The 11,209-nt window shown below is 61.2% G+C and carries 8 protein-coding genes and 1 pseudogene; 3 read left to right on the forward strand and 6 right to left on the reverse strand.

The genetic code is table 11. From position 1 onward, the window contains the following. The 4 genes from ACMV18_RS06510 to rpsL form a co-directional block, all read right to left on the reverse strand. Window positions 1-162: GTP-binding protein (locus ACMV18_RS06510; RefSeq protein WP_420816732.1), on the reverse strand; the 162-nt coding region annotated here is incomplete at its 3' end. A gap of 156 nt (window positions 163-318) precedes the next feature. Further along, a complete protein-coding gene (fusA, locus tag ACMV18_RS06515) occupies window positions 319-2,424 on the reverse strand; it encodes an elongation factor G (RefSeq protein ID WP_420817177.1) in 2,106 nt (701 codons plus the stop codon). 84 nt (window positions 2,425-2,508) lie between these two features. Continuing rightward, the gene (gene rpsG, locus ACMV18_RS06520) at window positions 2,509-2,979 is read right to left on the reverse strand and encodes a 30S ribosomal protein S7 (protein ID WP_374258047.1); all 471 of its coding nucleotides are present in this window, start codon (window positions 2,977-2,979) and stop codon (window positions 2,509-2,511) included. 194 nt (window positions 2,980-3,173) lie between these two features. Then, complete coding sequence (gene rpsL, locus ACMV18_RS06525; protein ID WP_058088974.1) at window positions 3,174-3,551, reverse strand: 30S ribosomal protein S12; 378 nt, start codon at window positions 3,549-3,551, stop codon at window positions 3,174-3,176. A 329-nt stretch (window positions 3,552-3,880) separates the two neighbouring features. Here rpsL and ACMV18_RS06530 point away from each other — a divergent pair, with 329 nt between their 5' ends. Further along, window positions 3,881-4,450: a PEP-CTERM sorting domain-containing protein gene (locus ACMV18_RS06530; protein ID WP_420817178.1), complete on the forward strand. Its 570-nt coding sequence runs from the start codon at window positions 3,881-3,883 to the stop codon at window positions 4,448-4,450. Between the two features lie 66 nt (window positions 4,451-4,516). Here ACMV18_RS06530 and ACMV18_RS06535 read toward each other — a convergent pair whose 3' ends face one another. After that, window positions 4,517-6,988, reverse strand: a complete 2,472-nt coding sequence (locus ACMV18_RS06535) for a DEAD/DEAH box helicase (RefSeq protein ID WP_420817179.1) — start codon at window positions 6,986-6,988, stop codon at window positions 4,517-4,519. Between the two features lie 90 nt (window positions 6,989-7,078). On the opposite strand from ACMV18_RS06535, the gene ACMV18_RS06540 reads away from it, so the two are divergent. Together ACMV18_RS06540 and ACMV18_RS06545 are read left to right on the forward strand one after the other, a co-directional pair. Continuing rightward, complete coding sequence (locus ACMV18_RS06540) at window positions 7,079-7,408, forward strand: hypothetical protein (protein ID WP_420817180.1); 330 nt, start codon at window positions 7,079-7,081, stop codon at window positions 7,406-7,408. A gap of 11 nt (window positions 7,409-7,419) precedes the next feature. Beyond that, window positions 7,420-8,904, forward strand: coding sequence for an aminoacyl-histidine dipeptidase (locus tag ACMV18_RS06545; protein ID WP_420817181.1), 1,485 nt, complete (start codon window positions 7,420-7,422; stop codon window positions 8,902-8,904). Window positions 8,905-8,992: 88 nt separating this feature from the next. Here the strand turns inward: ACMV18_RS06545 and ACMV18_RS06550 are convergent. Further along, window positions 8,993-11,209 (reverse strand): annotated as a pseudogene (locus tag ACMV18_RS06550) (DNA-directed RNA polymerase subunit beta'); the annotation flags it as partial.

Below are 11,209 nucleotides of genomic sequence, written 5' to 3' on the forward strand. Positions count from 1 at the left end.
AGGAGCAGCGTCGATCTGGTCGTAAGCCTTGGCGGAACCGCCGAACTTCTTGGCCAGAACGGTCGTGATCGCAGCCGTCAGAGTGGTCTTGCCGTGGTCAACGTGACCGATGGTACCGACGTTCACGTGCGGCTTGGTCCGTTCGAATTTTTCTTTTGCCATTTGTTTCTCCAAACAAAGAACAGTTGCCCATGTGGGTTTAAGGTTTCCAGCACGAGCCTGCCATGGGCAGCAAGCTCACCGCACACAGGCGGCGCCGAAGACCGGCTCGAATGAGTGAAGCCTCGGATGTTACCACCCGAGGCGCGTCCGCATCAATTACTTGGAGCGGGCGGTGATGATGGCTTCAGCCACGTTACGAGGTGCTTCAGCGTATTGCTTGAATTCCATCGTGTAGGTGGCGCGACCTTGGGTAGCGGAACGCAGCGAGGTCGAGTAGCCGAACATTTCGGACAGAGGCACTTCGGCCTTGATGACCTTGCCGCCGCCGACCATGTCGTCCATACCTTGAACCATGCCACGACGCGAGGACAGATCGCCCATCACGGTACCGGCGTAGTCTTCAGGCGTTTCGACTTCCACGGCCATCATCGGCTCGAGGATCACAGGATCAGCCTTGCGGCACGCATCCTTGAAGCCCATCGAAGCAGCCATCTTGAAGGCGTTTTCGTTCGAGTCCACATCGTGGTACGAACCGAAGGTCAGGCGCACGCGAACGTCGACGACAGGGTAGCCAACCAACACGCCGTTCGGCAGCGTGTCGATGATGCCCTTTTCCACCGCAGGGATGTATTCGCGAGGAACCACACCGCCCTTGATTTCGTCGCAGAACTCGAAGCCCTTGCCACCGGGTTCCAGGGGTTCCACGGTCAGCACAACGTGACCATACTGACCCTTACCACCGGACTGACGCACGAACTTGCCGTCGATGTCGGTGACCTTCTTGCGGATGGTTTCGCGGTAGGCCACTTGAGGCTTACCCACGTTGGCTTCCACGCCGAATTCACGCTTCATGCGGTCGACGATGATTTCCAAGTGCAGTTCGCCCATACCGGCGATGATGGTCTGACCGGATTCTTCGTCAGTCTTCACGCGGAAGGAAGGATCTTCTGCAGCCAGGCGGTTCAGGGCGATACCCATCTTTTCCTGGTCAGCCTTGGTCTTGGGTTCCACGGCCTGCGCAATCACGGGCTCAGGGAAGACCATCTTTTCCAGGGTGATGATGGCATCGGGATCACACAGCGTTTCGCCGGTGGTCACGTCCTTCAAGCCCACGCAAGCGGCGATGTCGCCGGCCAGAATTTCCTTGATTTCTTCACGCTCGTTCGCGTGCATCTGCAGGATACGGCCGATACGCTCTTTCTTGCCCTTGATCGGGTTGTAGACAGAGTCGCCAGAGTTCAGAACGCCGGAGTAGACGCGCACGAAAGTCAGCTGACCAACATAGGGGTCGGTCATCAGCTTGAATGCCAGCGCGGCAAACTTCTCGGAGTCGTCAGCCTTACGGGTGGCAGGCTGGTCGTCTTCATCGGTACCGCCCACTGGAGGAATGTCCACTGGAGAAGGCAGGTAGTCGATCACGGCGTCGAGCATGCGCTGCACGCCCTTGTTCTTGAAGGCGGTGCCGCACAACATCGGTTGAATTTCAACGTTGATGGTGCGGGTACGCAGCGCCTGCTTGATCTCGGCTTCAGTCAGCTCGCCCTCTTCGAGGTACTTGTTCATCAGCTCTTCAGAAGCTTCAGCCGCGGCCTCGATCATGTTTTCACGCCACTTCTTGGCATCTTCCACCAGCTCGGCAGGGATGTCTTCGAACGTGAACTTCATGCCTTGAGAGGCTTCGTCCCAAATGATGGCCTTCATCTTCAGGAGGTCAACGACGCCCTTGAAGTTGTCTTCAGCACCGATTGGGATCACCACAGGCACAGGGTTCGCCTTCAGGCGAGTGCGCATCTGGTCATAGACCTTGAAGAAGTTGGCACCGGTACGGTCCATCTTGTTCACGAAGGCCAGACGAGGCACCTTGTACTTATTAGCCTGACGCCACACGGTTTCAGACTGGGGCTGCACGCCGCCCACAGCGCAGTACACCATGCAAGCGCCGTCCAGCACGCGCATGGAACGCTCCACCTCGATGGTGAAGTCCACGTGGCCGGGGGTGTCGATGATGTTGAAACGGTGCTCGGGGTAGGACATGTCCATACCCTTCCAGAAGCAGGTCGTGGCAGCCGAGGTAATCGTGATGCCGCGCTCTTGTTCCTGCTCCATCCAGTCCATGGTGGCAGCGCCTTCGTGAACTTCACCAATCTTGTGGTTCACGCCGGTGTAGTACAGGATGCGCTCAGTCGTGGTGGTCTTGCCGGCGTCAATGTGAGCCGAGATACCAATATTGCGATAGCGCTCAATCGGGGTCTTGCGTGCCATGAGGTCACTCCAGATTTGACAAAGCGCCGGCCACGCGATGGTGAGCCGGACGCTTGGACTGCGACAAATGCCGCAGGGTGTGGATTAGAAGCGGAAGTGCGAGAAGGCCTTGTTGGCTTCAGCCATACGGTGGACTTCGTCACGCTTCTTCATCGCGCCGCCACGGCCTTCAGCGGCTTCCAGCAGTTCGTTGGCCAGACGTTGGGCCATCGACTTCTCGGAACGCTTGCGCGACGACTCTTTCAGCCAACGCATGGCCAGAGCGATACGACGGGAGGGGCGAACTTCAACGGGAACCTGGTAGTTCGCACCACCCACGCGGCGGGACTTCACTTCCACCACGGGCTTGATGTTGTTCAGAGCGATGTTGAAGACTTCCAGCGGATCCTTGCCAGCCTTCTGTTCGACTTGTTCCAGAGCGCCATAAATGATGCGCTCGGCAACAGCCTTCTTGCCGGATTCCATGATCACGTTCATGAACTTGGAAAGATCAACCGATCCGAACTTTGGATCGGGGAGGATTTCACGCTTGGGTACTTCGCGACGACGAGGCATTTCGATTCCTTTCAATGCTTCAGTTGATGCGGGCTTTCGCTCACATCCTGGAGTCCAGTCTCAATAGACTCCACTTACTCGGCTAGCAACCGGACCATTCCGGGCTGACCGCCACCTCGGCCTTTTCACATGCAGCTTGCACCCAGCGGGTGACACGCAGATGAAGACGACCGACTATTTCTTTCAGAAGGAGATTAGGCCTTCTTAGGACGCTTCGCACCGTACTTGGAGCGAGATTGCTTACGGTCCTTGACGCCTTGCAGGTCGAGGGAGCCGCGCACGATGTGGTAACGCACACCTGGCAAGTCCTTCACACGACCGCCGCGAACCAGCACGACGCTGTGTTCTTGCAGGTTGTGGCCTTCACCGCCGATGTACGAGATGACCTCAAAACCGTTGGTCAGGCGCACCTTGGCAACCTTACGCAGAGCGGAGTTAGGCTTCTTAGGAGTCGTGGTGTACACGCGGGTGCACACACCACGGCGCTGCGGGCAGTTTTGCATCGCAGGCGACTTGGATTTCGTGACCTCGACCTGACGGCCATGGCGCACGAGCTGGTTGATCGTTGGCATTTTTTGGTTCCCGTTGAAAAAACACTTGAAAATCAGGCACTTAGAAGGGCTTGAACGAACCCATCCTTGCCTGCAGACAAGCACAAAACGGCCCTCGCCACCCATTTCTGAGCGCGCGAAAAGCCGAAAAGCCTTCCATTGTAGGTGAATTACCAGCGAGAACGCAAGAAGCAAGCGGCGATGCTGTCGCGCTTGGCGCCCCGTTTGACCCTGATAGGGAGTTCCCGGCACTCACTCTGGGTGATGGCATCCGCCGCCAAGCTCGGATACAGTGCGTTCAACACCTCCCGGCTTGCGCTGGGAACATAAAACTTCTTCAAGGAGACACCGTGTCCCGATTGCTCTCTATCGCAGCACTGGCTCTGGCCGCAACGCTGCCCACGGTTGTACAGGCGGCAGACTTCACCTTCGCTGGCGGCAGTGGCACCACTGCCACGGCCTCGTTTGGCAGCAGTGGTCTGGCCGTGAACGTTCAAGGCCCCAGCCATGGCGGCACGCAAGATGTCACATACAACAGCAATGGCCTGGGTGTGTCCACCGGTTTTCTCGATGCAACGGGCATCGGCAACGGTGAATCCCTGACCTTCACGTTCAGCCAGGCTGTGAACCTGCTCAACCTGAAGCTGGCGGAGTGGGACCTCGCCGATCATGCCACCCTGACATGGGGCAGCAACACGCTGAACCTGACCGGTAGCGGCGTGATCAGCACACAGACCTTGTCGTTGAGCGGGGTCACCGGTACGTCTTTCACGCTGACGGGCACCACTTTGCTGACCACGTTCAAGTTGAATGGCTTGACTGCGACACCCGCCGTCCCCGAACCCGCTACCTACGCGCTGATGGGCTTGGGTTTGGCAGGTCTGGCGGCTGCTCGGCGCCTGCGTAAGCCACAAGCCTGATTTGTTTTCGCTCCTTTCGGCTCGGTCGGCGTTTCGCTGCACCGGGCCTTTTTCTTTTCTGGCGGGCTAGTTGGGCAAAGGCGCCAGCAAGGCGTCCAGGTCGTCCTGAGAGAACTTCGGCCCGAACGCCCCATCTTGACCCAACACGCCCTCTGCCAGCAGGGCTTTGCGCGCCTGTAAAGCCAACATCCGCTCTTCGATGCTGCCGGCCACCACCAGCTTGTAAACATGGACGGGTTGCGTTTGGCCGATGCGATGCGCTCGGTCCGTCGCCTGCTGTTCCACGGCCGGGTTCCACCACGGATCCACATGGATGACGGTGTCAGCCGCTGTGAGATTCAAGCCGACGCCGCCGGCTTTCAGGCTGATGAGGAACACAGGGGCCGCGCCGGACTGGAAAGCCTGCACCCGATCCGCCCGATCGGGCACAGGCGTCTGCCCAGTGAGGATCAGATGCGGCACGCCCTGACTGGTCAACGTTTGCGCGATGAGATCCAGCATCGCCGTGAATTGCGAGAACACCAGCAGGCGCCGCCCCTCATCCACCAATGCTGGAATGGTGTCGGCCAACCAGGCGAGCTTGGCGCTGCCCACGTTGCGGCGCGTGCCAGGCACCTTCAACAGGAGAGGATCACAGCACGCCTGCCTCAGCTTGAGCAACGCATCCAGCACCGAGATTTGAGCCCCCGCAAAGTCAGACTTCTGGAGGATCCGGCGCACCTGGCGGTCCGCTGCGACGCGCACGCTTTCGTACAGCGCCTTTTGGGGCGCCTCCAGCGAAAGGCGCTCGATGACTTCTTGCTTGGGGGGCAGCTCGGTGGCAACGTCCGCCTTTTTGCGGCGCAAGATGAACGGGCGAACCCGTCGCGCCAGCAACTCGGCCCGAAGCGTCTCCCCGCCTTTTTCGATGGGTTCACGCCACAGGCGCTGGAAGCTGCGCAGATCCCCCAGATAGCCAGGCATCAGAAAGTCGAACTGCGCCCACAACTCGCCCAAGTGGTTTTCGAGGGGTGTGCCCGTCAGGCACAAGCGATGGCGAGACTGGATGCGGCGAATGGCCGCCGCAGTTTTACTGGCTGCATTTTTGACAGACTGCGCCTCGTCCAAGATCAGCAGGTGAAAGCGATGGGACGCCAGGGCCTCCATGTCGCGCCAGACCAGGGGATAGCTGATCAGGACAACATCCAGGGACGTCAATTGATCGAGCAACGGGCCCCGGTCTGCGCCGTGGTGAATCCCCACACGCAAGCTTGGCGTCATGCGTAGCGCTTCGCTTTGCCAGTTGGACAACAAGGAGGTTGGCACCACCACCAGCGCCGGGCGGTCCAGGCGCCCCGACTCTTTTTCCAGCAAGACGTGCGTCAAAGCCTGCGCAGTCTTGCCCAAGCCCATGTCGTCCGCCAAGATGCCGCCCAAGCCGTGCCTGCGCAGGTACTGCAACCACGCCACGCCATGCTGCTGATAGGGGCGCAAGGTGATCTGCAAGGACTGCGGCACAGGCACCGGCGCAGGTTGTCCGGCCTGCTGGAGCGTCGCGGCGAGGTCCATCCAGCCCGCATGGCCATCCAGCCTGCAAGCCCCCGCGCCCCCATGGGCCAGCTGCTCACTCAGGTCGCGCAACCGCACGGCGTCCCAATGACTGAGCGAGATCGGTCCCGCCTGACGCCGAGGGTCCAGCAAGAGATCCAGCATGGTCCGCACGATGGCCTTCAAAGGCGCGGCCAGCGCGTCAATGCGACGACCGCCGGGCACACGCAAGCGAATGACGGCCGCATCGTCCATCATGGAGATGTCACGGACGGACAGCCACCGTTTGTCACGTCGAAGCAGGTCCGCGATGATGGGGGCCAGATCCAGCGTTTCGCCCTCGACCTCCACGCCCAGGCTCAGCAGCCAGGATCCTTCTCGTCTCGGCGCGGACAGCGGTGCCAGGGCCGGGCCGCTTGCCGACTCGAACTGAAGGGGCTCGTGCGCCGCCACCTCACCATCCAGCCCCTGAACAACCAGGCGCCACGCGGTCACCGGCACGCTTTCATGGGCGAAGCCCGGTCGAACCACCACATGCCAGCCCATCGACTGAAGGCGCGGAACCTCGTCCGACCAGAAGTCGGCAAAGTCGTCTTCCTGGCGCAGGGTCCACAAGGGACTGTCATGCCCACCAAATTGACGCGCCAACTGCGGCGTGCGCCACTGCAGGCAATCGGCAGGCAAGGGTCTGAACCCGGCACTGAAGAGTTCATCCAAGGCATCGGACTCGGCCAAGTGATCCCGCTGCCACTGCACCCGAACACCTTGCGCATCTTCCGCTTCGGTCCATGTGGCGCGGCGCCCACCCAGCACCGAGATGGGCGCGGGCGTGGCCCAGAACAGGCTCGCCCCGTCGGAGTAGATCCACTCGACCATGGCCACCGTGACCTGCCCGCCCCGCGGCCCCAAAGCGTCGTGCGGCGCCATGCCCAACAAGCCATCGCCACGGTGCAAGGTCTGCAAGGTCAGCCTGGGACGAAAACGAGGATGGACGGTGCGTGGCTCAGTCACAAAATCGACAGGAAGAATGGGTCAAGCATGGATCACACGGAATTGTGAAGCACGGCGAAGGCCCTCCCCCATTTGAGGTACAAACATGGGATGTCCGATGCGTACCAGATCGAAATCCCACCGTCCTTCCTTGCGCTGTACAGCGACGCAAGGCATCGCTTGACCATCCCGCTGCCGACGCTGCGCGCCCGGTATGAGTTGTGCGAAGACTTGGCCCATCACTTGACCGAGCATTGTCGAAACATTCACGTGGACATTGGCGTGGACGAGCAGGATGTACTGGCGCGATGCCAGCAAGGCCTGCTCACGCCTGACAGCGGTGTCGCCCACGACGAAGCCGAGTGGATCGTGACGCGGCTGGCGGAGTTGTTGGGCTGGCCGCATCCCGGTTTGTCTTCACCGTCAAACCCTCACCCTTGATGACTCTCGCCATGCTGAGCACGCTGCATCCCCCGATCGTTTGGCGCCATTTCGCCACGCTGTGCCACATTCCCCGCCCATCCAAACAGGAAGCAGAACTTCGCGATCATTTGATCGACTGGGCTCAACAACAAGGCCTGACCTACGAAGTCGACGCCGTCGGCAACCTGCTGCTGCGCAAGCCTGCGAGCCCCGGTTGCGAGTCGGCCCCTGGCGTGGTGCTCCAGGGGCATTTGGACATGGTTTGCCAGAAGAACGAAGGGGTCGACCACGACTTCTCTCGCGACCCGATTCAGGCGGTGATTCAGGATGGCTGGCTCCGTTCGCCCGGGACCACACTGGGCGCGGACAACGGCATCGGCGTGGCGCTGGCATTGGCCGCGCTGGAAGACCGCCATTTGCAACACGGCCCGCTGGAGGTCCTGCTGACGGTAGACGAGGAAGCTGGCATGGGGGGTGCCCATGGCCTGCAGGCCGACTGGCTGCGGGGGCAGTTGATGCTCAACCTCGATACGGAGGAGTGGGGCGAGTTCTACATGGGCTGTGCGGGCGGGCTGGATGTGGACATCTCGCGCACCTGCTCGCCGGAGGTGCTGACCGAACATGGCGCACGCCATTTGGAGGTGCGGCTGTCAGGCCTCAGAGGGGGGCATTCCGGCGTCAACATCCACGAGGAACGCGGCAATGCCATCAAGTTGTTGAGCCGCGTGCTCGTGCACGCCTGCCGCGAGCATCCTCAGTTGCGCCTGGTGAGTTGCCGCGGGGGCACCGCCCGCAATGCCCTGCCGCGTGAGGCCACCGCCCAACTGGTATGCACAGGCGCCAACCCGCAAGACTGCATGGCCCAGGTGAGCGCCAGCTTGAAGCGCTGGGAGCAGCAACTCCAAGACGAGCTCAGAGGCGTCGACGACCATCTTCAATTGCACGGCGTGGTGACGCCTTGCCCGCCGGGGCCGCTGAAGGTGCTGCCGCGCACGGAGCAGGCCATCTGGCTGGACACCCTCCATGCGGCGCCCCACGGCGTGTTCCGGATGAGCCAGGATGTCGCGGGCGTGGTGGAGACCTCCAACAACGTGGGGATGTTGCACCTGACACCACAAGGCGGTGACGTGAACTTCATGGTTCGCTCACTGCGAGACAGCGGAGCCCAGGCCTTGGCGGATCAAATCTGCAGCCTGTGGCGACTGTCCGGTACCCAAGCCCGACAGCACGGACACTACCCTGGCTGGGCCCCCAACCCCGGCTCGCGCTTACTGAAGGTCTGCCAAGACGTCTATGCCCGCGAGTTTGGCGCGACCTCGCATGTGCAGGTCATCCATGCCGGGCTGGAGTGCGGACTGATCGGGGCCAAGTACCCCGAGATGGACATGGTGTCATTCGGCCCCACCATCCGTGGCGCCCATGCGCCGGGAGAAGGCGTAGACATCGCCTCCGTCGACCGATGCTGGCAACTGCTGCGCGCCATCCTCACGACGCTGGCACAGCCTGATCACTGATCGAATTCCGACGCACCAAAGACAAAGCGCCAGCACCCTCACGGGCCTGGCGCTTTGTTCATGAGGGGGCTCTCACCCCCATCACGTCTTACTCGGCAGCACCGCCTTCGGCAGGTGCGGCAGCATCGTCACCGTCCAGGGCAGCCAGTTCGAGCGCGGCACGCTCCTGGGCTTCCTGCATGGCGATGGCGCGACGTTCGCTGTCGTCCATCTCTTCCTTGGCCTTGCGAGCCTGGTGATACGCCATACCGGTACCAGCGGGGATCAAGCGACCCACGATGACGTTTTCCTTCAAGCCGCGCAGTTCGTCGCGCTTGCCCATGATGGCAGCCTCGGTCAGCACGCGGGTCGTTTCCTGGAAGGAAGCGGCCGAGATGAAGGAGTCGGTCGACAGCGAAGCCTTGGTGATACCCAGCAGCACGTCGGAGTGCGTGGCGATCATCTTGCCTTCGGCGCGCATCTTGTCGTTGGTGTCCAGCAGCTCGGAGCGCTCGACTTGTTCACCAGCGATGTAATGCGTGTCGCCTGGGTTGACGATCTGCACGCGACGCAGCATCTGACGGACGATCACTTCAATGTGCTTGTCATTGATCTTCACGCCCTGCAGACGGTACACGTCCTGCACTTCGTCAACGATGTAGCGAGCCAGCTCTTCGATACCCAGCAGACGCAGGATGTCTTGAGGATCGGCCGGACCGTCGACGATGGATTCGCCCTTGTTCACGACTTGGCCTTCGTGCACCAGGATGTTCTTTTCCTTCGGCACCAGATCTTCCCAAACCTGACCTTCAGGGCTGGTGATCTGCAGGCGAACCTTGCCCTTCGTTTCCTTACCGAAGGACACGGTACCGGTGATTTCAGCCAGCGTACCCTTGTCCTTGGGCGAGCGGGCTTCGAACAGTTCGGCCACACGTGGCAGACCGCCGGTAATGTCGCGGGTCTTCTGACCTTCGATTGGGATACGGGCCAGCACTTCACCAGGCGACAGCTCTTGACCGTCACGGACCTGGATCAGCGCGCCGACCTGGAAGCCGATCGTCACGGGGTGATCGGTACCAGGGATCTTGACTTCCTGGCCGTTGCCGTCGAGCAGCTTGACCTGAGGACGCACGATCTTGGCCGCGCCACGACGCTTCGGATCGATCACGACCAGGGTCGACAGACCGGTCACTTCGTCCACCTGCTTGGCCACGGTCACGCCTTCTTCGACGTTTTCGAAGCGAGCGGTACCACCGAATTCGGTGATGATCGGACGGGTCAGCGGATCCCAGTTCGCCAGGTTCGTACCAGCCTTGATGGTCTGGTCGGCCTTGACCGTCAGGGTCGCACCGTACGGCACCTTGTGACGCTCACGCTCACGGCCGTGCGGGTCGGTGATCACGATTTCGCCGGAACGGGAAATCACGACCAGCTCACCCTTGCCGTTGGTCACGTAACGCATCGTGGCGTTGAAGCCGATGATACCGTCGGACTTGGCTTCCACACTCGAAGCGATGGCAGCACGCGAAGCGGCACCACCGATGTGGAAGGTACGCATGGTCAGCTGGGTACCGGGTTCACCGATGGACTGCGCAGCGATCACGCCCACGGCTTCACCGGAGTTCACCAGACCACCACGGCCCAGATCGCGGCCATAGCACTTGGCGCACAGACCGAAACGGGTCGCGCAGGTCAGTGGGGTGCGGACCTTGACTTCGTCCACGCCGGCGGCTTCCAGCAGATCCATGGCGTCCTCGTCCAGCATGGTGCCGGCGGGCAGCAGAACGGCCTGGGTCTCAGGGTGCAGCACATCGGTCGCAGGCACGCGGCCGAGGATACGGTCGCGCAGCGATTCAATGACTTCACCACCTTCCACCAGGGCGCGGGTAGCGATACCTTGATCGGTGCCGCAATCGTCGGTGGTCACCACCAAGTCTTGCGTCACGTCGACCAGACGACGAGTCAGGTAACCCGAGTTCGCGGTCTTCAACGCCGTATCCGCCAGACCCTTACGGGCACCGTGGGTGGAGATGAAGTACTGCAGAACGTTCAGACCTTCACGGAAGTTCGCGGTAATCGGTGTCTCGATGATGGAGCCGTCAGGCTTGGCCATCAGACCGCGCATACCGGCCAGCTGGCGGATCTGCGCTGCCGAACCACGGGCGCCGGAGTCGGCCATCATGTAAATCGAGTTGAACGATTCCTGATCGACTTCGTTGCCGTGGCGGTCGATGGTCTTTTGCTTGGACAGCTGCGACATCATGACCTTGCCGACTTCGTCGCCGGTCTTGCCCCAGATGTCCACCACCTTGTTGTAGCGCTCGCC

The sequence above is a fragment of the Aquabacterium sp. genome, assembly GCF_048860245.1.
GTDB lineage: Bacteria > Pseudomonadota > Gammaproteobacteria > Burkholderiales > Burkholderiaceae_C > Aquabacterium.

Excerpts from the sequence above, each read along its gene's own strand:
- fusA (WP_420817177.1), bottom strand. The coding sequence starts at position 2,424 with ATGGCACGCAAGACCCCGATTGAGCGCTATCGCAATATTGGTATCTCG.
- rpsG (WP_374258047.1), bottom strand. The coding sequence starts at position 2,979 with ATGCCTCGTCGTCGCGAAGTACCCAAGCGTGAAATCCTCCCCGATCCA.
- rpsL (WP_058088974.1), bottom strand. The coding sequence starts at position 3,551 with ATGCCAACGATCAACCAGCTCGTGCGCCATGGCCGTCAGGTCGAGGTC.
- ACMV18_RS06540 (WP_420817180.1), top strand. The coding sequence starts at position 7,079 with ATGTCCGATGCGTACCAGATCGAAATCCCACCGTCCTTCCTTGCGCTG.
- ACMV18_RS06545 (WP_420817181.1), top strand. The coding sequence starts at position 7,420 with ATGCTGAGCACGCTGCATCCCCCGATCGTTTGGCGCCATTTCGCCACG.